General features: G+C 50.3%; 22 protein-coding genes and 2 pseudogenes. 5 read left to right on the top strand and 19 right to left on the bottom strand.

All coding sequences use genetic code 11. The features are described 5' to 3' along the window. On the bottom strand, nt 1-800 hold an 800-nt coding region (locus tag BW934_RS14175), incomplete at its 3' end, for an IS256 family transposase (RefSeq protein ID WP_143232691.1). A 169-nt stretch (nt 801-969) separates the two neighbouring features. Beyond that, entirely contained in the window at nt 970-1,401 is a 432-nt protein-coding gene (locus BW934_RS15535) for a MarR family winged helix-turn-helix transcriptional regulator (RefSeq protein WP_076349204.1), read from the bottom strand. A gap of 248 nt (nt 1,402-1,649) precedes the next feature. Here BW934_RS15535 and BW934_RS14165 point away from each other — a divergent pair. Continuing rightward, nucleotides 1,650-2,061: pseudogene (locus tag BW934_RS14165) on the top strand (IS66 family transposase); the annotation flags it as partial. A 168-nt stretch (nt 2,062-2,229) separates the two neighbouring features. Here BW934_RS14165 and BW934_RS14160 read toward each other — a convergent pair. The 8 genes from BW934_RS14160 to BW934_RS14125 form a co-directional block, all read right to left on the bottom strand. After that, on the bottom strand, nt 2,230-3,141 hold the full coding sequence (locus tag BW934_RS14160) for a DMT family transporter (protein ID WP_234969847.1): 912 nt from the start codon (nt 3,139-3,141) through the stop codon (nt 2,230-2,232). A 21-nt stretch (nt 3,142-3,162) separates the two neighbouring features. Beyond that, on the bottom strand, nt 3,163-4,371 hold the full coding sequence (gene metK, locus BW934_RS14155) for a methionine adenosyltransferase (protein ID WP_076349202.1): 1,209 nt from the start codon (nt 4,369-4,371) through the stop codon (nt 3,163-3,165). A gap of 26 nt (nt 4,372-4,397) precedes the next feature. Continuing rightward, nucleotides 4,398-5,510, bottom strand: a complete 1,113-nt coding sequence (hisC, locus tag BW934_RS14150) for a histidinol-phosphate transaminase (RefSeq protein WP_084182637.1) — start codon at nt 5,508-5,510, stop codon at nt 4,398-4,400. Further along, nucleotides 5,501-6,592, bottom strand: a complete 1,092-nt coding sequence (locus tag BW934_RS14145; protein ID WP_076349200.1) for an iron-containing redox enzyme family protein — start codon at nt 6,590-6,592, stop codon at nt 5,501-5,503. The genes hisC and BW934_RS14145 overlap by 10 nt, the downstream gene beginning before the upstream one ends. Before the next feature lie 19 nt (nt 6,593-6,611). Then, nucleotides 6,612-7,712, bottom strand: coding sequence for an alanine racemase (gene alr / locus BW934_RS14140; protein ID WP_234969850.1), 1,101 nt, complete (start codon nt 7,710-7,712; stop codon nt 6,612-6,614). A 108-nt stretch (nt 7,713-7,820) separates the two neighbouring features. After that, the gene (locus tag BW934_RS14135) at nt 7,821-8,993 is read right to left on the bottom strand and encodes a KamA family radical SAM protein (RefSeq protein WP_084182635.1); all 1,173 of its coding nucleotides are present in this window, start codon (nt 8,991-8,993) and stop codon (nt 7,821-7,823) included. Nucleotides 8,994-9,006: 13 nt separating this feature from the next. After that, on the bottom strand, nt 9,007-9,999 hold the full coding sequence (locus BW934_RS14130) for a C-terminal binding protein (protein ID WP_076349216.1): 993 nt from the start codon (nt 9,997-9,999) through the stop codon (nt 9,007-9,009). Between the two features lie 701 nt (nt 10,000-10,700). Continuing rightward, entirely contained in the window at nt 10,701-11,897 is a 1,197-nt protein-coding gene (locus BW934_RS14125) for a helix-turn-helix domain-containing protein (RefSeq protein WP_076349194.1), read from the bottom strand. Between the two features lie 205 nt (nt 11,898-12,102). Between BW934_RS14125 and BW934_RS14120 the strand changes: the two genes are divergently transcribed. Genes BW934_RS14120 through BW934_RS14110 form a run of 3 tightly spaced genes read left to right on the top strand, consistent with a single transcriptional unit; the run spans nt 12,103 to nt 13,945 of the window. After that, on the top strand, nt 12,103-12,360 hold the full coding sequence (locus tag BW934_RS14120; RefSeq protein ID WP_076349192.1) for a YhjD family protein: 258 nt from the start codon (nt 12,103-12,105) through the stop codon (nt 12,358-12,360). Beyond that, entirely contained in the window at nt 12,357-13,613 is a 1,257-nt protein-coding gene (locus BW934_RS14115; protein WP_076349190.1) for a DNA polymerase IV, read from the top strand. Before BW934_RS14120 ends, BW934_RS14115 begins: the two co-directional genes overlap by 4 nt. Further along, nucleotides 13,610-13,945 carry a YolD-like family protein gene (locus BW934_RS14110; protein ID WP_076349188.1) on the top strand — a complete coding sequence of 112 codons (336 nt, stop codon included), beginning with the start codon at nt 13,610-13,612 and terminating at the stop codon, nt 13,943-13,945. Before BW934_RS14115 ends, BW934_RS14110 begins: the two co-directional genes overlap by 4 nt. A gap of 112 nt (nt 13,946-14,057) precedes the next feature. Here BW934_RS14110 and BW934_RS14105 read toward each other — a convergent pair whose 3' ends face one another. Then, a complete protein-coding gene (locus BW934_RS14105; RefSeq protein WP_076349214.1) occupies nt 14,058-14,867 on the bottom strand; it encodes a G1 family glutamic endopeptidase in 810 nt (269 codons plus the stop codon). A gap of 225 nt (nt 14,868-15,092) precedes the next feature. On the opposite strand from BW934_RS14105, the gene BW934_RS15530 reads away from it, so the two are divergent. Next, nucleotides 15,093-15,620: a YfmQ family protein gene (locus tag BW934_RS15530; protein WP_143232687.1), complete on the top strand. Its 528-nt coding sequence runs from the start codon at nt 15,093-15,095 to the stop codon at nt 15,618-15,620. A gap of 90 nt (nt 15,621-15,710) precedes the next feature. On the opposite strand, the gene BW934_RS14095 is transcribed toward BW934_RS15530, so the two are convergent. The 8 genes and pseudogenes from BW934_RS14095 to BW934_RS14055 form a co-directional block, all read right to left on the bottom strand. Continuing rightward, nucleotides 15,711-16,136 carry a TIGR03826 family flagellar region protein gene (locus BW934_RS14095; RefSeq protein WP_234969845.1) on the bottom strand — a complete coding sequence of 142 codons (426 nt, stop codon included), beginning with the start codon at nt 16,134-16,136 and terminating at the stop codon, nt 15,711-15,713. A 63-nt stretch (nt 16,137-16,199) separates the two neighbouring features. Further along, a complete protein-coding gene (locus tag BW934_RS14090) occupies nt 16,200-17,819 on the bottom strand; it encodes a methyl-accepting chemotaxis protein (protein WP_234969844.1) in 1,620 nt (539 codons plus the stop codon). A 52-nt stretch (nt 17,820-17,871) separates the two neighbouring features. Beyond that, nucleotides 17,872-18,339, bottom strand: a complete 468-nt coding sequence (locus tag BW934_RS14085; protein WP_076349180.1) for a chemotaxis protein CheW — start codon at nt 18,337-18,339, stop codon at nt 17,872-17,874. A gap of 29 nt (nt 18,340-18,368) precedes the next feature. Then, nucleotides 18,369-18,569, bottom strand: a pseudogene (locus BW934_RS14080) (chemotaxis protein CheW); the annotation flags it as partial. A gap of 182 nt (nt 18,570-18,751) precedes the next feature. After that, nucleotides 18,752-19,941, bottom strand: a protein-coding gene (locus tag BW934_RS14075; protein WP_268758617.1) for an IS3 family transposase whose coding sequence is annotated in 2 segments (ribosomal slippage) — nt 18,752-19,695 and nt 19,695-19,941 — 1,191 coding nt in all. Because the reading frame shifts where the segments join, the coding sequence is not laid out codon by codon here. A gap of 56 nt (nt 19,942-19,997) precedes the next feature. Beyond that, entirely contained in the window at nt 19,998-21,809 is a 1,812-nt protein-coding gene (locus tag BW934_RS14065) for a chemotaxis protein CheA (protein WP_234969843.1), read from the bottom strand. Nucleotides 21,810-21,895: 86 nt separating this feature from the next. After that, nucleotides 21,896-23,647, bottom strand: a complete 1,752-nt coding sequence (locus tag BW934_RS14060; protein ID WP_234969842.1) for a protoglobin domain-containing protein — start codon at nt 23,645-23,647, stop codon at nt 21,896-21,898. 38 nt (nt 23,648-23,685) lie between these two features. Beyond that, on the bottom strand, nt 23,686-24,141 hold the full coding sequence (locus BW934_RS14055) for a chemotaxis protein CheX (RefSeq protein ID WP_076349176.1): 456 nt from the start codon (nt 24,139-24,141) through the stop codon (nt 23,686-23,688). Between the last annotated feature and the right edge of the window lie 104 nt (nt 24,142-24,245).

Genomic DNA, 24,245 nt, shown 5'->3' with positions numbered 1-24,245 from the left:
AACGCCTTGGGTGTGGCGTCCAAGAGATTGCGCATGAAGTGGGTCTGGCACCGTTGCCACGTGCAGCCCTGAAATTCGGTCTGAAGTGCCTTGACAAGTCCGCTGTGACTGTCGGACACGACGATGTCGACGCCGCTCAAACCGCGTTGCTTCAGCCAGGCGAAAAACTCCCGCCAACTCGATTCGGATTCGCTGTTCCCAAGCATCAGCCCAAGAATCTCACGATATCCCTCGTCATTCACGCCGACGGCAATCAAAGCCGCGCGCGAACGAATGCGTCCATCTTCCCGACTCCGGAGGACCAGGGCATCGACGAGCAGAAACGGATAGCGGTGCTCGGCGAGGCTTCGGTGGTTCCACGCCTGGACGATTGGGTCAAGGCGCTTGCATAGGTCCGAAACCGTCGATTTCGAAAAGGACGTGCCACACAACTGCTCCGTGACCTTGGCCACATCACGTGTAGACACGCCGTTCACCACCATCTCCATCAAGGCGAGGAGGAAGGCTTGCTCGCTACGCTGGTATCGAGCGAAAAGCTCCGTTGAAAACTCGCCATTCCGAACCCTCGGCACACGTAACACAAGTCGCCCCACCCGTGTGGTGAGCGTGCGCGTGACGGTCCCATTGCGGTAACCTCTTCGCGCCTCTGTTCGCTCGTAGGGTGCAGCCTTCAACTGCTCTTGGACCTGCGCTTGGAGAATTTGATTGACGACGCTTTCGACGAGCTTGGCGACGCCTCCGTCTCGTTGAAAGAGCCCTTCCAAAATCGCGTCGTCCACGGTAATCTGGTATTGAGCCATTGGGGAACCCTCCTTCAGATGTGTGATTTTGTTCAACTCACATTCTACCGAAGAGGGCCCGAATGGCTCTTCATGTTTTCGGCAGGAACACTTTTTACACATGATATCGGACACAACTCTGTGACCGCAATGACAATAGCAGCCGAAACCGTGGCTTTCACAAATGTCATCAGCATTTCTCGTTTCCTCTCACGGCATTGAATAAGAGCGTCAGTCCTGCCTCAATCCTCTCACACTGCTCGGACTGTAGCGATTCCAAAACGCAGGCCAGACGCTCTATATCAAGTCCCGTATGTTGGCGAACCGCCTCATAGCCAGCGTCGGTCATATGAACCTCAACTACCCTTTCGTCGTCGATACGACGAACTTTGCATACGAGTCCCTTGTGTTGTAAACGCCGCAGAATCTCCGACGCGGTGTTTTGAGCACATTGAAGATGAGCTGCTACTTGCTGAACCGTTACGGGCCCTGTCATGTGAACATATTGGAGCGCTCGTACGGCTTGGTGCGACAGTTCAATATTGAACGAGGGATGACAGTGAAAATATATGGATGAGAATAACCGTGATATCCTCTCGGCAAGCGCTTCTGATGGCGTCATGAGATCATGTCACTCCATTACGGATTAATATATCGTTTATAACGATATATTAATGTTGCCAAAACCACCTGTCAAACCAAAATACACACAATCGCACACCCTGGCATAGTAAACGTCCATGTTGATGTCCGACGATACGGATGATGAACGTCCAGACTTTGACACTTGGTAGTCATATAAAGTCCCACGAACCCATCCCTGGCGCGGATTCGTGGGACTTTATATGACTACCAAGTGTCGAACTCGGGCCGGTGTTAGACGCGTTTTTGACCTGGCTACAAGAACAAATTACACGGGGTACTGCCCAAGAGTACGCTTGGGCAGGCGGTCGCGTATTGTCTGAAACAGTGGGACAAATTGGCCACCTTTCTGGAAGATGGGCACCTGGAGATAGACAACAACCGAAGCGAGCGAGCTATCAAGCCGTTTGTGATAGGTCGAAAGAACTGGCTGTTCGCGAACACGCCGCGCGGCGCGCGGGCAAGCGCCATTGCCTATAGCATCGTGGAGACGGCGAAGGAAAACGGCCTGAATCCTTTTGCCTACTTGGAGTACCTGTTAGAGAAGTTGCCGTACATGGACACAGATGACAAAGCTGCCATGACCGCGTTGTTGCCATGGTCAGAAACGCTACCCGCCCATATCAGGCGCCGGAAATAAGACATGCTGACGAGCCCCGCTGAAGTTGTGGCGGGGCTTTCTGCTCCACATTGTCGACGACAGAGCGGATGTCTCGCAAGGTGTGTTCGGTTTGACGCTTACAAAAAAGTTACCCACTGGTTCCATGAACCTGCGTTAGGCCTGGATTCGTGGAATTTTATGTGACAGTCAACTGTCGAGTTTGGGCACACGCCGTACGGTTGCCCTCTTTCCCATAATTACAACAAATACAGCTATCATTGTTGCGACGATGGTAGCGACTGTAATTTTCTCTCGAAGCAAAACAGCAGAAAACAGAATAGTGAGGAACGGTTGCAAATACTGAATCTGACTGACTCGAGCGACTCCTCCCATACTTAGACCTGTGTACCAGGCTACAAAGGCCAGAAATTGACTCCCTATACCAAGGTACATAAGGCTAAGCCACGGAATGGCCGGTATCCTTAGAAAGGATGACGATATAGAAATAGATACAGGAATTATGAGAAACGGTGCAGTGATGACTAATGCCCATGCTATTACTTGCCACCCGCCCAATGTGGTAGCCAACCGCCCGCCCTCGGCATAGGAGAATGCAAGTATGATATCAGCTAAAACTAGTGCCAAGTCTGCAGGTTGCAGTCGTCCGAGCCCGGAGACAACGGCGTACCCCAATACAGTAGCCGCCCCAACTACACCTGCCACCCAGAAACCAATGGAGGGGCGTTCCCCATTTCTTAAAGTCGCTGCGCCAGCCGTTGCCAAGGGGAGAAGTGCCAAGATAACTGCTCCGTGCGAAGCAGGTAGCCTATCCATAGCCCAGGCCGATAAATATGGAAACGCGATAATAGCCCCTAACCCAACGAGAGCGAGGCTAACGAGCTGGTTTCGAGACGGACGAGTTTCATTCCTCACCAATAATACAGTTAACGCGATTACGGCCGCAATGAGTGCACGTCCAAAACCGATGATGATCGGACCAAAAAATGGGACAGCCTCCCGCGATGCAGGCAATGTAAGGCTGAATCCTAATACTCCAAGAAAACCATACACAAAGCCCTGAGTCTCAGCGTTCTTTCGCAAATTGAGTTCCCCTTTCAACACTTCTCACCTCTTGCGCTCTCAAGCATACTTATGGGACCCGCTCAAAACCGTTTTTAATAACAGGTCTACCCGATCAGTATGTTCCCATGGAAGATCGACGTCACTTCTCCCGAAATGACCATATGCAGCCGTTTGCTTGTAGATTGGGCGGTTCAAATTCAACATCTTGATAAAACCTTGAGGTCGCAAATCAAAGCATTTTTTCACCACTTCACGAAGACTGTCATCAGGAATCTTGCCTGTTCCAAAGGTGTCCACATCAACCGAAACGGGTTCGGCCATACCAATGACGTAGCCAATCTGTACTTCGCATCTTTTTGCCAGTCCTGCGGCAACTATATTCTTGGCGATATAACGAGCGGCATAGGCGGCAGAGCGATCTACTTTCGTAGCGTCCTTGCCGGAAAAGGCTCCCCCACCATGGCGAGCAGCCCCGCCATAGGTATCAACGACGATTTTTCTCCCTTTGAGGCCCTTATCAGCCAGGGGTCCACCGAGAACAAAACGACCAGTTGGATTAACCAAGTAACGAGTTGTATCATCCACTACTAGATTCTTGGGTAGTACCGGAGAAACTACATAACGCCAAATATCTTCCCGTAACTGATCGATGGATACGTGATCCATGTGTTGCGTCGATATAACCACTGTGTCAATACGAACCGGATGACCATCGTAGTATTCTATGGTTACTTGTGTCTTGCCGTCTGGTCCGATATACGGTACTTCCTCATTCGCCCGCGCTTGATGTAATCTGTGAGCCAACTTATGAGCAAGGGAGATAGGTAACGGCATAAGTTCTGGGGTCTCGTCACATGCAAATCCATAGACTATTCCTTGATCGCCTGCGCCCAAATCCAAATGTTCGTCTTTCCGTCCGTTCTTTCGTTCAAAAGCAAAGTCTACGCCTCTGGCAATGTCCATCGACTGTTTATTCACTGAAATCAAGATCGAAACAGAATCAGGATCAAAAAAGAATGTACGAGTGTATCCAATTTCTCGAACGGTATCCCGAACAATCCTCGTAATGTCTACATAGACATCAGTCGTAATTTCACCTGTTATCAAAATGAGATCGGCGGTTACAGCGACCTCACATGACACGCGGGCATGCGGATCAAGGGCCAAATACGCATCTAAGATAGCGTCTGCAATAACGTCACACATTTTATCCGGGTGTCCAGCTGTTACTGACTCGGCTGTGATAAGTCTCTTCACCCCGTTCATTCAGTTCCCTCCATTCTAGATAATACTTACGACATAGAGGTTACATGCATGACTTCTTCAAAAATGTCAGCAAACATCTTCCGTTCGACCGGGGACCCAACAGTTACGCGAATAAAGCGATCAAATGGGGGTGAATCAAAACGACGTACAAAGACACTTCTCTTCAGCAATTCATTCATCGTTCTGCGTGCAGTCGCAGCATCGCCCATGTCGAAGCAGACAAAATTCGTGTGAGATTCGATTGTTTTGAGCCCCAACTTTGCTCCTAAACGTTTGTAGTCACGGCGCCCCTGTTCTACTTCTCGAACCACAGACTGTACGAATTCCCGATCATTGAGTGATGCTAAGGCCCCCGCTTGAGCGATGGAATTCACACCGTAGTGCAGTCTTACTTTGTGGAATGCATCAATAATCTCCGAGTTACAAATTGCATATCCTATTCGAGTTCCTGCTAAACCATGGGCTTTGGAAAAAGTTCGCATCGTTATCAGGCGCGGGTCTTCCGTTTGAACTTTTGCATCCTCTGGTGCAAAGTCAATATATGCTTCGTCCAAAATCACGACACAATGGTTTGGTACATCATCTAAGAATCGCTTGATATCAGAACCCCGATAGTAGGTACCTGATGGATTATCTGGATTGGCCAAGTATATGATTTTTGCCTCTCGTTTCCGGGCGGCATAAGCAATTGCTGTCAAGTCGTGATGTAATTCATCTGTATATGGAACCCGATGAACTTGTCCTCCATAACCTTTTACATGATATGCGAATGTTGGATATGTGCCCGCTGAAGCAACGGCTACATCACCCGGATTCAAAAAAACTCGTACAACCAACCCTAAAAGATCATCTATACCACTCCCCACTAATATGTTCTGCATCGGCACTCCCTGAAGTTTAGATAGTGTTTGTCGTAACTCGTACGATTCTGGATCCCCGTACCACGAAGCACTTCTCAATGCCTCCTCCATTGCGCTAAGAGCTTTAGGTGATATACCAAATGAACTCTCATTAGCGCCTAGTCGCAGTTGGAATTTCTTACCCGTCTGTCTTTCGATAGTAAAAGGTGAAATAAAGGGAGATAGGTTTGTTAAACTCCGAACAATTGATGTAAATTGAGGTCTTCTTATCAACCACATTCACCGACCAATGTTGAGAGTCCAAATCGTTCTGCGAGATATTCATTGTATCGACGCATTGCTCTCATTCTGAGAATTCCACCAATTGCAAATTCAATGGCCGATTCAGGCTGAGCACTGACTATAGGCGCGATAACATTGGCCAACCAACTCGATCCATGACCTTCGTCTACTTCGATGTGATCATAGAAATACTCAAACTTGGATCTTGCATCAGGAAAAAGACGTTCAAGTCCTTTGACAACAGCACGATCGCGATCTGGATCGAAGAGTTCCGGCATAGCTAAGCTACCAAGAGCTTTGAAGAAATGTCGGCGACGGAAGCCCAATAAGAAATATAGATTGTACCCGGCATATGGTCTCCAATCTTCCCAAATTGGTTCTGCGGGTAAATATAACCCCATTGCATCTAGTGCTTTGGAGAATTTCCATGTGTGTGCGTTTTCCATCACACCATTACCACATTCGTCCCACAAGTGATGGCTGATTTCAAATTTCACAGACTCACAGAAATGTTTTTGAGTTAATGAAAGAGCATCAAAGAAACGGTAATTTAAATAACCATCCGATAACACAAACAGTTTGAATTGATCGATAGTCGCGCTGTTCGCGAGGAAATCCTCTACGCTCTTGTCAACCGTCGATTTTTCTTTAGATAACTCTGTTAAATATTCGCAAATCCCTTCTGGAGTAGCTATACTTGAAATATCTAGTAATTCTGTAATGGTGGACAACTCGTGGGTCAACCAAGTATCTTCCAATCTGTTTCTAATACCTAATAACCACGTACTATATTCATGGTCGGTGACTGCTGACATGGGATGAGCAAAACTCACCTCATAAATTGTGTAAAGAGTCTTGTGAATCTCTAATAATGCATCCGACTTTTCTTCATCAAGAGCTTTCCGAAGGATGGAATTAATAGTTGCGTCGATTTCCTGCAGTATCCTACTGCAACCAACTGGATCCCTATAGTAGTGTCCAAGCAAATATGCAACGCGTTCATCCAATGTCCCCGCTTCCTCGGAACGAGCGGGAATCTCGATCGAAAATTCTGTATGCAGCATCCTATTCTTGTCCATCGCATGCCCTCCTATTCAATTAGAGATATATGCGCTCACATTTCAATCCAGCCAATAATTGATATGGTGTCGTTCGCGCACGTCGGGCGAGTTCCTTTACAGAAATACGCACGCCGCTTTCCTTACCAATTAGCGTTACCCAATCATATAGTTGCACGTCAGGTACATCTGTCACATCAATCTGCATGGCATCCATCCCAATATCCCCAAACACAGGGACAACCTTCCCGTGTACAATGGCATTTAAATCTTTAGATATGAATGGGTATCCACTACCAAAACCAATGGAGAGTGTAGCAAGGCACTGACCGGGTCTCGCTTGGTGATGCTGACCGTATCCAACTCCTTCCTCCTTATCAAAACGCAACAAGTGTATGATTCTGGTTCGCAGACGGATTGCAGGCCGGAGGGAACCAATGGCAACTAACGCTTCCTCTTCAATCAACTCATCTTGAAAAGCGTCCTCACCATATAATAGAATTCCTGGTCGAACCCAATCGGTTGGAAACTTCTTGGCCCACCTTACCAGACCATGACTAGCAAATAGACTCGTCTGAATGCGCCTTCCTAGGATACTTTCAGCGCATTCAACTGCGTCTTTAAATTTTTTAATTTGTTCCCAACTGATTTTCGAATCTCCGTTTGAATTCGTGAGATGGGCATATATTCCATCTGCAATTAAATGGCTACAGTTCTTTACACTGGTAACGAACTGCGCGAATTCCCCAAGATCCTTGTACCCTGAACGATTGAACCCAACGTTGTAAACCAACCAGATACGGACTTCTCGTCTGCGTTCTAAGGCTGCATCCTGATATGCCTTCAAAAGTTGGTCCTGAGCTATCCCAGGAATAAGATTATAATCTATAGCAATAGATGCATTATCAGGTATATCGCCATCGATAATCAGAATTGGCTCTGAAATGCCGTGGGTGCGGAGAACAATACCCTCAGCCGCGTTATCAACAGCAAATGCTTTCACTCCACATGCCCTTAAGGTTTGGGCAATCGTAACAGCACCCAAGCCATATGCGTCTCGTTTGAGGACAGCCATAATTTTGGCGCCTCCTGACAATTCCCGAATAACATCGGCATTATGTCGAATAGCCCCTAGATCCACCTCAAGATGTGCGCGGGCTGCCCTCGCTTCCGTAATTGTTCTTGACGCATTACTATTTGGAATTATCCTAATGTTACTCACCTCTGTTACACCGCCTTTTATCCTACGTTATCGTGCATCCAAATAGTCCACTATCTCTCCACGCCAATTCGAATAACGAATTACGGGATTACCGTGATTGTCGTAGGTCCGATATGGTGGCTTTTCATCCTCTGCCAATAAAGGCATCGTATGCTTTCCTGTATAATGTGGCAACACAAATTCCGGCACAGCAAGATTTGAGATACGACGCTTGAGACCACGAATTATATCGACCCCAGTTTGAACGCGCGTCCGAAACTCCAATGCTCCAGGGGAATGCGGCATAAAGTGATACAGATACTGAGGAATGATTCCTACCGAATATAGTTTCATCCCCAGTTCATGCATCGTCTCAATATTGTCGTTAATGCCACGTAAGAGGGGTATATTCGCGAACATGATTGGTACTACTCCTTGGATTTTCTTGGCGGCCTGTCGAAATTCCGGCGTAATCTCGTTAGGATGCGCTACATGAACACCGATGGCATTTACCTCGTATTTCTGTAGGCATTCAGTTAGTTCGTCTGTAATTCGGAATGGATTAAATGTCAGTGCCCGAGTATGAATTCGAATAGCGACCCAACGGCCCACTGCGCGAAGATCACCAAGAAATTCGCCTAATTGGGTATCGTCATGCATGAGGGGTTCGCCGCCACTCAGGATCACTTCTTCGACCTCTCGATGTTGCCTCACGTATTCAACCGTGGCGTCCCAATATTGTTTTTGAAACATGAGCTTATTTGATTTCTTCTCTATCGTACGCAAGGCTTCGTAGCAAAACTGGCAATAGGCATAACACACATTGGAGAGACGCACAATAATTCGGTTATCGTATTTATGTTGTGCAATCGGAGTGACCATTTCATGATTTAATTCCCAATTTTCTGTATGTCCGTCGTATGAATAACTCTCCCTACCTTCTGATTCCCAATATGGCACTATCATGCGCCACATTGGGTCTGCGGGATCAGGAGATTGGCCATCACCATTCCGACGAATCAAACTCAGGTAGTATGGTGTAATTTGAAACCTACGACTTTTTAGATTTTTCCGGATCGCTTCCACTTGGTGTAGCGGTATATTCGGGAAAATGGTCAATAGATCCTCAACCGACCGAATTGCATGTCTTTGTTGCCATTTCCAATCACTCCACGACTTATCGCGCAAGCCTTTGTCAAACAATACCTCCGTATTAATCACAGTCGTCACTCCCCTACCTTGTGGTTTTAAGCAGTGCTCCGTTAACAATGCAACGTTGTGGTTGGTCGAGTAAGAATCTAAGTGCAGCTTGAGCCGCCTTACGCCTTAATTCAGGCATTACTGCATCAGAGTAGAATGCAACATGTGGAGTAAGTAAAACCTTGTCGCTCTCGCGCAGTTCAAATGGAATCTCAGGTTCGTCGCTCAGCACATCCAGAGCAACGAAACTGAGGGCATCTGACTCTAGAGCTTCTATCAGTGCCGTATGATCGATAAGATTACCGCGTGCAGTATTGATTAAAATTGCGTTTTTCATGAGCTTAAATTCATGCCTGCCTATCATATGTTTCGTCTCGTCTGATAGAGGGACATGGAGACTTATAATTTGTGAATTAATTAGTAGTTCTTCCAGGTTCTCAAAGCGACGAACACAGAGCGCTTTATCCATTCCGTCAGATATGTACGGATCATAAAAACCCACGTTCATACCAAATGCTTGAGCTCGCCTCGCTACTGCAGTGCCAATACGCCCCATCCCCACAATTCCCAAATTGGTGTCTCGAAGTCGCGGAACCCTACCGATTGTACGCCAGTCCCACCCACCGTTTCGTACATGCTCGTCTAATGCTTTGATTCTTCGAACCGATGCCAACAACAATGCAAATGTATGGTCTGCCACTTCCTCTGTTCCATAATCCGGCACATTACACACAGCGATTCCCCGATTGGCGGCATACACGATATCAATGTTGTCAAATCCGACTGCAGCCCTCACAATGCCTTTACACTTTTGTAGGCGCGTGATAATTTCAGCAGGTAGAGGAACTGTATGCCAAGAGATTACTACGTCCGCATTTTCAATTTGACCGACTAATTCATGGTGACTGTTTACCCTTAATAGGGAAACTCTCGCATATGGTCCTAGAATCTCGGTTTCCAAATCCGGAGTTTCGACATAATGTCCTCTCCATGCATCAATGATCACCACTTGGTATGAGTTTTCCATCATATACACCTCCTTGAACTGCATCGTTGTTTTGACTGTCTCTATCGTTTGTTTAAAGGTTCATAGTTTACATAATGCAATCAAAAGTGTGACAGTTGCATGCCCTAGTTGTGTAGTGACAGGCGGGCCATAAGTAAGGGCGAACTTTGATTCAGCTTGGCCATCGATTCAAGACTGAGGTAGCTCCGAGACGCGAGCCACTCCTCGTGCTGCTTCTCCAAGATTGCTCCCGCAATGCCGACGTACCGAATCACGATTTAAACCCAGCACCCAGTGTTCCCAGGAATCTGTTACGTCGATAACCATCGCTAGAGCATTACTCGAATGGTGTCAAGCGCAAAGGTTGCGCTCTCTCTAACCGGCGACAGGTCGCAGCGTTTCATCCCTGTACCGCTCCCTGTTCAACCGGCGGCTCCCACGCGGGTTTCGGCACCAACATGATTGCTGCGCACGCTGTTATAATATTGTGACAGCTCCAGAATCGCGAGCTCCGGCGAATATTCACTTACTGGATTGTTAATGGACATCCCTGACGCGCTAACTTAGATACAAGGTTGATGAGGAATTTAAAACTGGCGGAATGACGCCATCCGCTGGTTTCAGCGTGGTCAACCCCAACATGGTTGCAACAACTAGGAATCCACTCAGCACGAGCTTCTTCACTTCATCTCACTTCCTCTCAGTGAAGACCAGATATAACGCTACTCTCTAGGAAGCCGCTGAAGTTCGCGTAATACGTGATTGACTAATTGACTTCCACAAGCTCGGAATGCTTCTACAGCTTGCAACCAGTACGTCTCGGCTTGTCCCCACTTCCCGCGTTGCTTGTAGAGTTCACCTCCCAACATCAGGAGTTCAGCTCGAATCGGCGTCGTCACGGGAAGCTTTAAAGCCTCGTGCAAACAAGCTTCTGCATCATCCCAGTTCTGAACGGCTAAGGACCACTTGATCTTCTCTTCAAGCAACCGAGCTTTCCATTCAACGCTCGGCACTTCGCTTAGTAAGATGGCGTAATCACGAAGGAACGCATCGGCATCACGTTGAATTCGCTTGAGAACCAATCTGTTGTGCCTAACGGCGTACAACAGGTATGCATCCTGCTGAGAATCGGCTAGACCATGAGCCCTGTCTAACAACAGCGACACGTGCTCAGTCATTCCCGAACTCATCTCAGCGGTTGTCCACCCGATGATCGCCCACGCTTCCAACTCCGCATGCCCCATGCGTCGCGCGGACTCAGCAGCTGTGACGTAATGACGAACTGCCTGGTCATGTTCGCCCAAAAGTTCATGGATGCTTGCCAAGTTGATATGAGTCCGAATCCAACGCTCATCTGAGGGGCCGATTAGATGCAGAATAAGCCTGAAAAACGTCTCCGACATCCTTAACTGACCTAACTGCCGTGTGCTCAAAGCCAAACCACGCAATATGTCATAGGCGACGTCGCGGTTGTCGTGCAGTCGTGGATCAACTACAAGGGGAAGAAGCGTTTCGACAGCGCATTGGTAACGCTCCAAGTTCGCCAGCGTGATACCCCGGTGGGCATTAATATGGAAATCCCATGTGGTGAAGTGATACGCCTCACACAAGCTGTGCGCCGACTCCCACATCTCCAGAGCGTCATGCCATCGTTCTTGCCGTTCTGCCTGCTCTGCCTGATGGATGAGGGTCATCATCGCCTTTTGGACCACTTCATTGTTGGATCCGAAGAAAATATCGACGGTGACTTGTAAACGTTCCGCTAGATAGGCAAGCGTCTCATAGGTCGGCGTCCTGCGACCACTTTCATACAAACTAATCAACGCCCTTGAAATGCCGTTCCCCGCCAAATCCGCTTGGGTCAACTTTCGCTCTTCGCGAAGTCGTCGAAGAATCTCCGGAAAGGATGCATCCGACACTCCTCATCCTCTCCATTCTGTTCCGAAACTGAGATGCTGGAGTTCCTGCGGTTACCTTCTTTGTACTCCGTACCAGCCGATTTGGCAAGAAAAACATGCGCTACGCTGAGTAGCACATGTTACGGAGACAAAAGGCTATGTTGCGTGGAGAAGGCAAACCGCATATACTCTCATACAGAACACATGTTCGTATATGAGGTGTCCCATGGACCGCCCTACCGCCTTACTGCGACAACTCCTCATCCTTGAACTCATCCAAGCGCACATCAACCGCGAACTTTCGCGACTCAAGGCACAGATGCGCGCGGACGGCTTGCACATCATCGAGCGCCAGGACGGGGACATGGACGTCCGTGTCGAGTTCCGCATCGGTGACCGCTACGACGAAGCGGTCTTCATGCGTAAGATGCTGGAGGCCGAAGCCGCGAATCGTGCCAAGCGGACGGGGATGATTTCGCGATGACCGAGCTCATCTACGGTCTGGTGGATATGCAGAGCTTCTACGCCTCGTGTGAGGTGGCAAGCCTAGCGGAGTATGCGGCCAGGCGCAAGGAGTTCGATGACTCCACCGACCCACCGCTTGTGGTGTCCGGTGACCCGGCAAGACGGTCGGGCATTATCCTCGCCGCGACGCCAACGGCGAAGCGATACGGCGTGGAGAATGCGATGCGCTTGGGCGAAGCGATACGGCTGTATCCGCGTCTCATTGTCGTGCGGCCGCACATGGCCTTCTACTTGCACGTGTCGGTTCGGATCCAGATGCTCATGCAGCAATGCTTCCCGTTCCAGGAGCAGTTCTCGGTCGACGAGGGCTTCATCGCCTTCCCGTACCCATCAAACCTGTTCCCCGACCCGGTCTCGGCGGCACGTAACCTCCAAGCGCGCATCTGGGACCAGTTTCGCATCCGCGCGCGTATTGGGCTTGCGCCGAACAAGTGGCTCGCGAAGATGGCGAACAAAGCCGCCAAGAAGACGCCTGGTGGCATCGTCTGGTGGCGAGAAGAGGACATTCCAAACGTATTGCATCCCTTGCCCGTCGAGGAGATGTGGGGGCTGAAACGGCGGGCGGAAGTCTTACGGCGCAAGTTCAAGTGCGAAACGATTGGCGACGTCGCGCGCCTGCCCTTCGGGGTGCTCAAGGCCGAGTTTGGAGTGTGGGGCGAGGTCATCCACCGTTGGGCGAACGGGATCGACGTGAGCGACATCAACCCGCATAGTTACCGCGCACCACACAAGGGCTTCTCCCATCGTACGACGTTGCCGCGGGACTTCTATGAGCGCAACGAGGTCGCCGTCGTCATCCTGGAGTTGCTGGACGAGGTGTGCCATCGTCTCCGGCAGGCGCATCAAGCCGGCCGCCGTGTGGGCCTTGGCCTCACCTACGAGGGATTGACGGGCGGCTTCTATCGCGCGAAGACGTTGCCGCGCGCCACCAACGACCCGGCCGAACTGTACCCTGTGCTCCTGGCACTGCTGGACCAACACTGGGACAGATCCGGCGTGCGGGCCGTGTCGGTGAGCGTGGACATGCTGCAATTTCGAGAGACCGTCCAGTTGTCGCTGTTCGAGAACGTGCCCGCACGGGCACGGCTGTATGAGGCGGTGGACGAGATTCGCGCGCGCTATGGCGAGACATCCATCATGCGCGCGGTCAGCCTGACACGCGCGGGACAGCTGCGTGAACGGAGTCTGCGAATCGGGGGTCACTACGCATGAACATCAAAGACGGGAACATTTTCGAGTCCATGCGGCTTGTGCTCCCTGAGCATCGAGCGCTCATGGCGCAAATCCAGCGTGAACGGATGAAACGGAAGCGACCAGTGCTTACCGAGGAGCGCTTGGAGGAGATGCAATACACGCTCAGCGAGGCGATTCGAGATGGGCGCGCCGTGCGGGTGACGGTGTTCACGCCGGAACGGGACGTGGTGCTGGTGGGCAGCGTGTCAGTGCGCGGCCGGGAGTTGCGAGTGCGAACGGTCAACGGCGTGCGTGCCGTGGATGTGCGGGATGTGGTCGGAGTGGAGGTGGTGAACAACGAGTCAAGGTAATTTGGATATTGGCGGTGCATCTTATATGTTTGGGAAGGGCAACGCGCGTGGTTGCCATGGCCGCCAGCGGAGGTGGAGCTGGCGGCCTACAGTCATAGTTTTTGTGCAGAAGTCAGGAAGCAGGCGGATTAGGCTGGGTGGAACCGTACGCAACATTGAAACCGTCGGTGTCAGAGTCGGGATTAGAAGGAACCGACACCACAGTATTGTTTTGGACCATGTAGCCGCCGTCGGATGGAACAAGATTGGGATTTCCGCCGTTTACCGTTCCAGAATCAAAAGTTGTTTCTCCATAGTTCGCAAGTGGCGCGATGTGGCCATTGACTTCGGGAGCCTCCTGTATCCATTCCGCGGAAGAGGCAGGGCCTGAGTACGATTGTGTGGTGGTAAAGGTTTCGTTTCGTGTGACGTCCGTGAGCGTAATGGTCCATGTACCATTGCCGTTGTTGTGGATGTGAGCGTACATGTGGTCGCCTGGAGCAATGGTCATCGACGAAATGACGGTTTCAGGAGCGGGGAGTATTTCCCACCAAGCGTCGTACTGAGCGTGGCCGTTTACATAGTCCTGCTCTGTGCCAGTCTGAATAAGGTCACTGTTGTTGAATCCATCGATACCAATCCAGCTTGAAGAATACGTATTTTTGTTTGACGGACTGACCGCCGGCACAATCCAGTTACCTGTAATATCGTTGTAGGTTGAACCGGTAATTGCATAACCAGACCAGTTAGACGCAGCCCATCCTAAGTTCGATACAGGCGAGGTAGATGTCGCACCCCTAGGCTTTGGTGATGTGGAAGGGGAAAGTGACTGTCTGGGAGCGTGATAAATCACAGCTGAGCTTTGCAGGTTGACTGGTGATTGGATGACAGGAGAAAAAGCACACAATGCGCCGGCCGTACATAAAGCCGTTCCCGCTGTCATTGTACCTATAAATCGCGTTATCAAGGTGCATACCTCCTTTTTCAAAACAATCGATTGTTTTGTTTGTTGACTTCGAGATCGTTGCAGTAATCCCTCTTGGTACGTTTTAAATTTGATTGTCCTTAATGGCCAAATTGTTCTTTCAAGCATGAAATTTATTGAGTGGTTGTGGATAAGGATGTAAAGAATTATCAACGCAACTCATCTTGAACGCGTTTTCTTCGAATGCCTTTATTTACCTTGCTAGCAACCAGGAGAAAGGGGCATTTTACGTCTCAAAGACTCATGTATGTACCGAAAGGAGTTATGAACTTGGCGATTCCAGCCTGGATAGCATACTTAGCTGCAGTGGTAATCCCTGTTCTGGTGCTTGTAATCAATCCAGCGAGTGCATGGGTTAATCGATGGCTATCGTCCGTGTCAATTTATCCGACCTTGGAATCATCTAAAACTCAGTCTGTGTCTTTGAATGGCGCAGAACTGTCTTCTGATGAACGCCTGCAGTTTATTCAAGCCTGGAATCAAGCCATCTATCTTACTGAACGGTCGGAATTTACGGGATCAAATTATAACCCCATAAACATACACATCAAGGAAGGAAGTCGCACATTTTCCCTCACTGCTTTTTTGCTTGGAGATAGCAAGATTCAGTTCATACGTCACTTGCGTAGGCGAAACATCACGTTTCAGGTATCCTCCCAAGCACTCGAGGAGATTTTACGCACACATGTAGAACGCCAGAGCGTAGGTTAAGTGTTATCTAACAGACACCAGTGGCACTGATTCCGACCATCGGGTTCCTCAGTGTATCTCTGGTTCATGAATAATCTCCCTCAGGGAAGGTCATTCCCGACTATAGAACCCCCTGTTATGGTTCTCTTTATATGGTTTGTTCGCAGAATATTTTCTCTCGCCCATTTGAATCTCTGAGCTTAATTCTTGTGCGCAATTCATACACAACCGCCCAGATTGCGTTGGTGCACCACATCTTTCACATGGGTACGTCATGTTCGGATATTGACGTAGCAAAAGCTTGCCCCTACGGATGAGATCGACGATCTCTTCATATGTTGCACGAGTGCCTTGTGAGACTTCGTAGATGTTGGCTAGAGGGTGTTCCCTCAGGTAGTCGCGGATCTCGGTGATTTTGTTTTCCTCTTCATGGATACAACTCGGACATACATCGTGGCCCGTCTTATTGAAGAGTCGCCCACATCGGCGGCAGTTGGCAAGTGCCACTCCTATCCCTCCGGTTTCCGTTCCATCCATCGATTCGCGGGGTAGTGCTGTGCCGCTAGCCCTGCCCAGTGCTAGCGGCCTGTAAAATATGCATTATGGCGATTGAAACTCAAAACGCTCAATGATAGCACGTAAATCTCGCGTTGACTGGAATACCACCGATGCCGCTCGTGCGACTTCCTCCGTAATCGCATACTGTTCTTCGGTTGATGCACTGACTGACTCGGTTTGTTCTCGTACGACGTTCGAGAGCGCATGAGTGCTTTCTAAGATCGCGATCATATGTTTCCCGCTTTGGGATATATCGTGAATCACTGAACGAAGATGCGCTGTATCCTCTGCAACATCCGATATCGCGTGATGGATATTTGTCAGGACACTACCTGTTTCGGTGGCGGCAGTCATACCCTCCTGGATAGACGTCGCTGTTTGACTCATGTTATTGCGTACCTGCTCAAGAATGTTGGGTATTTGAGCAACCTGCGTCTCAATTTGCTTGGTATGTTCCGAGGACAGATTGGCTAACCTACGCACTTCCGTTGCAACGACTGCGAAGCCTTTCCCATGTTCACCGGCTCGAGCGGCCTCAATGGATGCGTTGAGCGCCAAAAGATGCGTGTCCCGCGTGATCTTCTGAATCGTCGAGAGAGCATCCGCCATCACGGACATAATGTGATCGAGAGAGTCAATGGATTGCGAAAGGCTCGTGGCTTGGTCCACAATGGCTTGCAAACGTTCTACCCAACGTGCAGACGAAGCATTTCCTTCTTCCGCTCGCTGCATCGCATCTGTTGCCGTAGACGCTACAGCTTGTATAAAGTCGTTGAGCTCTTGGATTTGTTTCTGAACATGGTGCACCTCGGTCATCGTGTCCTGCATATGCTGCGTTTGTTCTTCAGCGCTGACGCTGGTGGTCTGCATGGAAGCGGCAATGCTTTGCAAGGCGGCAGTACTTTGCTGCGCACTGCTTTCGAGTTCTTGAGCACTATCCATCAACTGACTTGAGGCATTCACCATCTTACGAAGCATATCTTCGAATCCAATCGCCAGCTTATTCAGTTCAAACGCCAATTGTCCATACTCATCGCGTGTCTTGGGATGCATACGTTTGCCGAGACGACCATGACTGATTTCACGCATGAACGCGATCCAGCTCTTATAATGCATTTCGAATCGAACAAACTCTATCAGCGCAAAGACGGTTGCAACCCCAAACAGCCCCACAGATACAGCACGCACATGTGGGTCAACGAGAGCGCATGTAATGCCGGCCAATTGCGCTAAGAAAAAAGGGATAGGCCCTTTGAATCTTCGACTCAAAGTTGGAAATATACGTCCAGAACGAAGTACATAAGGTGATTGTCCGTTAACATAAACCGGTGTAGAGATATCGATAATCCGTTCTCCGGTGTTACGAGGATAATCAAATGCGGTGGTCTCCGTGACGGAAGCACACTTCAACCCAACCTCGTCCGTAAAATAGACACCTTCTCGCAATCGATTCGTATGCACTTCAGCATATCCATCTCGTCGAATAAGAAAAAAATACTCCAGATCGCCTAAGAGTTCATCTAGTTTCGCTCGGATATCGTGCCTGGCTTGGTCCGTCAGTCCCCCATAGTGTGTAATGAGTCGTTCGACCTCTCGGGCGGCCCGTTCAACGGACTGCCATTGCTGATGTAGTTGGCGTCGTGAGAATGGATGTTGAGCCATGTTAAACCCCCATACTCTGTATCTCCATCTGTTGCGCAACATGTGGTGCGCTCTAACTCGTGATGAACTGTTCGATCTGTTTCAGCTGTTCCGATTCGGCCGCAGAAAAGACGCGATTCAAGTTGAGCAGAACCAAAAGGTCATTTCCTACACGAGCTACGCCCCTTAGATACACCGCTTGTAAACCACCTACCACGGCCGGTGGAGGTTCAATGGTCTCTGGTGAAATCTGAACGACGTCTTCCACGCTATCAACAATCATGCCAACGACTCTATCTTCGACTTCTGCGATCACAACACGCATTTCATCGGCGTCCTGCGCTCGATGCGTGAATCCCACGCGTTCTGCGAGGTCGATCACCGGCACGACCGCACCGCGTAAGTGGATCACGCCTTTAATGAAGCTCAACGTGCGCGGGACAGGCGTGATCTCCCCGAGTCGTTCCACCGATTGCACCTGCGACACATGCGCGCCATAGCGTTCTTCACCCACCCGCATGATCACATAGGACTCCACCATGCATCCCTCCTTGATCCATTCGATTTCCCTTATACGGATTGCCCAACGGACCGCACGTCGAGAATGAGGGACACTTTGCCGTCGCCGAGAATGGTCGCTCCTGAAAAACCACGTACGCCCTCCAGGTAACGACCAAGAGGCTTGTTCACAATCTCTAATTCATCCAGAACCTTATCGACGACCATCACGAACTTCTGCTTCCCATTCCGACATACAACCGCAGTCTGCGGAATGGTATTGAGTCAATACAATGGACACATCAAAATCGAGAATATACAAGATTTCCTGCCCGATGCGCTGCCTGAGCCGTACTTGACATGGAGCCTCCGCGGGCATGATGTCACGTTTGACCGCAGCCGAGCCACGCTCGCCCTTGGAAGACCGGCCAGGCTATCATGCCCGCCTCTCCACGTCAAGCACTCACTTGGCCATCTGCACCGACACCTTTCAACTTCGCCTCGAAGTATTGGCGCTCGACCTCATCGGGCGTCCGATACCCAACTGCACCGTGGATCCGTTGTCGGTTGTACCAGATTTCGATGTACTCGAAGATCCGTCGGATCGCCTCAGCCTGCGTCCGAAATCTCTCGAGGTACACGAGTTCTCGCTTGAGCACACTGTGGAACGATTCCATACAAGCATTGTCATAGCAATTTCCTTTTCGACTCATGCTTGCCGTCATCCCATAGGCTTTGAGTCGGTCCTGATACGCTTGCGACGCATACTGGCTCCCACGATCCGAATGGTGCAGGACAACGCCGTCGCGTTGCAGCCTGCGTTTTTGCGCTTGCTCCAGGGCGCGGATGCACAACTCTTTCGACATCCTCGCACCTGCGCTCCAACCCACAATCTTACGGCTGTATAGATCCTCAACGCTGGCAAGATACACCCATCCTTCATCCGTGGGGATGTACGTGATATCTGCCATATAGACCTGCCCTGGCCGTTCTGCCACAAAACGCTGATTGAGGACGTTCTCATGCACGGGATGACGATGCTTCGAATCCGTTGTCGCTTTGTACTTGCGTACGGTACGACTCCGAAGCCCGTGCTCTCGCATGAGACGTGCGACCGTCTTTTGTGCAATCCGTTCCCCGTCCTGACGCAGGAGCGCTGTGATCTTGGGACTCCCGTACAGTCGACGAGATTGCAGGAACAGCTCATGAATGCGACGGATCCGTCGCTTCCTGCGCTTGGCGCGAAGACTTTCGGGCCGTCCGCGCCATGCGTAGTAGCCGCTCCGAGATACACCGAGGACTTTGCACATCTTCTGAACCGGAAATTCGGAGCGGTGCTTGTGGATCCAGGCATACACTACTTCCGGTCGTTGGTGAAGATGCGCATGGCTTTTTTTAGGATCTCATTCTCCTCTCGCAATTGGCGATTTTCCCGCTCCAGATCGCGCATCGCTTTCGCTTCCGGTCTCAGGTTTCCGCTTCCGACGAACGGGGTTTCAGGATCTTCGCGATACTTCGCGATCCACCCGTACAAACTCTTCACAGATATCCCGAGATCGCCTGCGATTTCACTTGCTGGCTTGTGGCCTTCCAAAGCGAGTTGAACAGCATGGAGTTTAAAGTCGTTGTCGTACTTTTGTGTCACGTGGCTCACCTCGAATCGACTTATTCTTACATTCTCGATTCGCCGTGTCCACTGTTTTAACCTAACACCAGAAACATCCATTGTCTCACGCCAAGTCCAAGCCACTCTGCCACGTCGACAATCGGCACAATCCTGTCCCCACTTCGATATACAGGCTCGTTTTGCACATACCGCACGTCTGCTTCTCGGAGTCGCACCACCTCGTCAACATTCGCCGTGGGAATCGCAAATGTCTGCCCTCGCACGGAGACGAGAAGCGCCGGAAGAATCGCGAGTGTAAGTGGCAATTCGATCACAAACGTCGTGCCGCGACCGAGTTCCGTATCGATGCGGATTTTCCCACCGAGCGACTCCACCTTATCGCGTACCGCGTCAAGCCCGACGCCCCGACCGGAAATGTCCGACACTTCTTTCGCTGTACTGAATCCAGATCGAAACAGGAGTTCATACACGGCCTCGTCGGACATGGACGCGCCTTCCTCGGGCGTGATTACACCTTTTGCTATCGCTGACTGAAGAACGCGCGCTCGATCGATGCCCGCGCCGTCATCCGCAACCTCGATGTAGATGTGCCCACCAGACGCATATGCCGACAAACGAACGGTTCCACGGCGCGGCTTTCCCCGCTGTTCACGCACCTCCGGAGACTCGAGACCGTGGTCAACCGCGTTGCGCAGCAAATGGACAATGGCTTCACCCATCTCTTCAAGCACGATACGGTCCATTTCCGTCTCGAGCCCCGTCATGACAAAGTCGAACTCCCGATTCAGCTTCCGCTCCAGGTCTCGCATCATTCGCGGATAACGATGAAACACCGACTCAACCGGAGCCATCCGCAGCTGCATCACCTCATCCTGGAGGTCCTTCGTCAACCGATCCAAGCGTTCGACGGCCTCCCGCAACGCGGGATCGTTCGAGGGAGCCGCGAGAGTATCCAGGCGAGTTTTCGCGATGACCATCTCACTCATGGTGTTGACAAGCGCGTCCATCCGACGCACGGAAACGCGGATCGACCTGTCGGGGCGACTATCGTTATTCCCAGGACGAGCCGCGGATTCTGCGGGAGTTGTCGACATCGATTGGGACTGGGTTTCTTGAGAAGCCAAATTCCCACGTGAATCTTGCCGACTTGAACTTCCACTTGATGCAACCAATCTTTCAGCATCGCAGCGAGCGACGTCCGTGATGTCGAGCACCTTTTCTTGAATCCGTTCGATCTCGTCGCGTTCTAGATAGATGACGACATACGCTTCCGGCGTTTGCACATCTCCTGCCCAGACCGCATCTTCCGTCGGTGCCGCTGCCGCGATGTCCGCGGCATCCTTCAATGTCTGGTACACCATCGCAAGCCGAACGGCGGGCATCATGCAATCAGGGGATAGTTGAATGTGAAGCCGATATGCGACCTTGGCTTGTCGTTCGGCTTCCGTTGCATACCGCGCTCCGTCCTCTTCTAGATCGGTGTTTTGACTTGAGTGCAATGGGCCTCTAGCTTGGAAAGCAGTTTGTAGGGATGCCATCACATCATCGTCTTTGAGATCAGGCTCACTCCCAGACGTCGAAATGGCCTCGAGGTGAACCCGCATTCGGTCAATCGCTTGGAGCAGGATATCCACCTGCTCTGACTGAAAGCTCTCAGGATGATCTCTCCACAGACCGAATACATCCTCTACTCGATGTGTGAGTTCCGCCAGCCGAGAAAATCCCATCGTGGCACTCATGCCTTTCAATGTGTGCGCCGCGCGGAAAAGCTCAGCAACAAGGTTAGCCTCCGGACCTTGGCGTTCAAGCTCCAGGCATCCATCCTCTAGTTTCTCGACATTTTCCGCCGACTCGGCCAAGAATGCGTCCAGGTACTCACGATTCACATGGCTTCCCCCCTTTCTTTGAGGTTGGGCAGCAGTCGATTAACGATAAAAGCTCCAAGTTTGACGACCGTGTCTATCATGAAGATTCATTGCCTCTCTAGCTCTTCATAAAGGGCGTCCAAGAGTCGGACTACTTCTTGCGAAGCTTCCTCCAAGTCACGCATCTTCATACTGACGTCTGAACGAATATCTTGCTGAAGAGCGTGATAGATTTCAGATGCCAGTTGATGCACCCTTTGATGAGGTTGGTCAAGACGTTGGAATAACGGGTTAGCTGCGAAACGCGAATGTCCTTTCGCCGCATCGTACCACTTCCCCAAACGACATTGGTGATGATCTTTCAGTTGCTCCTCCTCCATTGGATGGTAGCCCATCATATAGTTGTACAACCACCACTTCCACAAAAGATGGTCTGTCTTGGCGATCCGAAGGAGCATCCGATCGTGATGGGCATTCGCTACGCGTTCGACCATCGCATTGCGTAGATCGTTCACTTGCACACCGGTTCGATACATGTCTTGCCCTAAAGCATCTATCCTTTGCTTTACATCTGTCACACCGTCCATGATATCGACCACACGTGACGCGATATCTTCCGTAGCTGCAGCTTGTTCTTCGGCACTCGCCGCAATATTCCCCATGTATTCGACGATGTGGTGGATTTCAGAAACGATGCTCTCAATCACTCCCATTGCCTGTTGGGCTGTACCCACTTTATCGACCAACTCCAAGGAGACCGTTTGGGTGACCTGGTTCATCGTTCGAGCTGCGTCTTGGACGTTCTGAATGACATCCATCGTTTCCTGAATCGAGTCTCTCGTTTGATTCGCAAGGGCCCGTACTTCTGAGGCAATGACCTGAAAACCACGGCCGTGTTCGCCTGCTCTTGCGGCTTCAATTCCGGCATTCAACGAAAGGACATGCGTTTGTTCTGCGATTTCTTGAATCAGCTCCAAGACGCTTGAAATGCGTTCAGCTGCCGAAACCACTGCAGTCGATTGATATTGCAACTGGTCGAACGTTTGCCGTAATGCAACAATCCCTTCCAAAGCGGTACGCGCGACTTCACCGCCCGCTTGCGCGTCCCGCATAACCCGGTCCCCGTGTTCCGCGGCCTTCACCGCGTAATCCGCCACTTCGCGAACAGAAGCAGATAGTTGTTCTGTTGCAGCCGAGATATTTTCGGAATCCGAAGCGACTTGTTCAATCGCATTTTTTGTTGGGAGAATGTCCTCGATTCCTAAAACGAGCTCCAATACGTTTGATATATGTTCTATATATCCAGCTTGTAATTCTTCCTCTTCATACGCTTCCATGATGACCTGCATATCAAGGAATACTATTTTCAAACATGCAAGTAAGGTCTCAGCCAGTTCTTTCGGCTTCCCGTGCCATTGATTCACGACTGCCGGAATGAGATATTCAAACAACCGCATGTAGGAACCAATGTACCAGTCCGCGTTTACGTGAATACGACTATGAACACGACCTATTCGTTTTCTCTCTTGCCAAAATACGCTGCCCGCGACATCCGCAAGAAACAGCCTTCTGAAATAATCGACAAAGGTACGTTCCAGACGCTCCCTGTGACTATGTTCTACGATGATCTTGTTCAGGTTGGGGAACTTCTCAATGATGTCGTATTGTCGCTTTGCGATCTGTTCGAGATAAGGCTCCATCAATGAAGAGACATCTCGAACTCGGGCAAGATCCTCTTGTGTGACTTGTAGAAAAGCCAGCTTTTCATTCAATGCTTCTAGGTCTGTATGTACATAGGCATCTTTGTTTTCCGTAGATAAAGCGACATTCGTCTTTTGCCTGAGAAACACCCACGTCATCTCCTCTCGGTCCTCTGTTCAACGAATAGCTTTCCAATTTACTCTGATTCGTCCAATATGAGAATCACATGAATGACCCCGATGTTCTCCAGATGTAGAGGAATCTTCGCTGCCGTGACGAAACCCGTCAGCTTGGTGGGCCCCACGATGACGGTTGGCGGACTAATTTCCACATGAATCCCATTCTCCGCTAGACGCGTCGACATATTGCCCGCCACCATGTTTCCAATCTCGCCAACAAAAGATTCCAACATGGCGTCCGCTAATTCCATCCCATACATCGCGACACCTAAGGCTTGAAACACGGGCGCACGACCTTCGATAATCAGCCGGCCCTGCAGATCGTGCGTGAGGCCAATCAGCACTCCAAGTTCTTCGCTATGGATATATTGATTGACGACCTCCAATTTCTCTCTAACAAAAGGTACAGGAAATACCACTTTTGCAGCTTCAAACGACGTGTTCAATACCTCAGGTAACACAGCTTGTGGCACCTACGAAACCTCCTTGATGTATCAACATAAACCCCACATGACCTACGTTGCGCAGCCTGCCGCCAAGTAGTCTTCGTTTCACTATCGCGTTTTGCCACTCTCTG

This window comes from Alicyclobacillus vulcanalis (assembly GCF_900156755.1).
Lineage (GTDB): Bacteria > Bacillota > Bacilli > Alicyclobacillales > Alicyclobacillaceae > Alicyclobacillus > Alicyclobacillus vulcanalis.
The sequence above is the reverse complement of the archived record's forward strand: the minus strand, read 5'-3'. Positions and strand labels throughout refer to the sequence as shown.

What these genes read in the sequence shown, in the direction of transcription:
- BW934_RS15535 (WP_076349204.1), bottom strand. Translation starts at nt 1,401, where the DNA reads ATGACGCCATCAGAAGCGCTTGCCGAGAGGATATCACGGTTATTCTCA.
- hisC (WP_084182637.1), bottom strand. Translation starts at nt 5,510, where the DNA reads ATGTGGTTGATAAGAAGACCTCAATTTACATCAATTGTTCGGAGTTTA.
- BW934_RS14115 (WP_076349190.1), top strand. Translation starts at nt 12,357, where the DNA reads ATGACCGAGCTCATCTACGGTCTGGTGGATATGCAGAGCTTCTACGCC.
- BW934_RS14085 (WP_076349180.1), bottom strand. Translation starts at nt 18,339, where the DNA reads ATGGTGGAGTCCTATGTGATCATGCGGGTGGGTGAAGAACGCTATGGC.
- BW934_RS14095 (WP_234969845.1), bottom strand. Translation starts at nt 16,136, where the DNA reads ATGGATGGAACGGAAACCGGAGGGATAGGAGTGGCACTTGCCAACTGC.
- metK (WP_076349202.1), bottom strand. Translation starts at nt 4,371, where the DNA reads ATGAACGGGGTGAAGAGACTTATCACAGCCGAGTCAGTAACAGCTGGA.
- BW934_RS14060 (WP_234969842.1), bottom strand. Translation starts at nt 23,647, where the DNA reads ATGACGTGGGTGTTTCTCAGGCAAAAGACGAATGTCGCTTTATCTACG.
- BW934_RS14130 (WP_076349216.1), bottom strand. Translation starts at nt 9,999, where the DNA reads ATGGAAAACTCATACCAAGTGGTGATCATTGATGCATGGAGAGGACAT.
- BW934_RS14145 (WP_076349200.1), bottom strand. Translation starts at nt 6,592, where the DNA reads ATGGACAAGAATAGGATGCTGCATACAGAATTTTCGATCGAGATTCCC.
- BW934_RS14090 (WP_234969844.1), bottom strand. Translation starts at nt 17,819, where the DNA reads ATGGCTCAACATCCATTCTCACGACGCCAACTACATCAGCAATGGCAG.
- BW934_RS14105 (WP_076349214.1), bottom strand. Translation starts at nt 14,867, where the DNA reads ATGACAGCGGGAACGGCTTTATGTACGGCCGGCGCATTGTGTGCTTTT.
- BW934_RS14120 (WP_076349192.1), top strand. Translation starts at nt 12,103, where the DNA reads ATGGACCGCCCTACCGCCTTACTGCGACAACTCCTCATCCTTGAACTC.
- BW934_RS14110 (WP_076349188.1), top strand. Translation starts at nt 13,610, where the DNA reads ATGAACATCAAAGACGGGAACATTTTCGAGTCCATGCGGCTTGTGCTC.
- BW934_RS15530 (WP_143232687.1), top strand. Translation starts at nt 15,093, where the DNA reads ATGCCTTTATTTACCTTGCTAGCAACCAGGAGAAAGGGGCATTTTACG.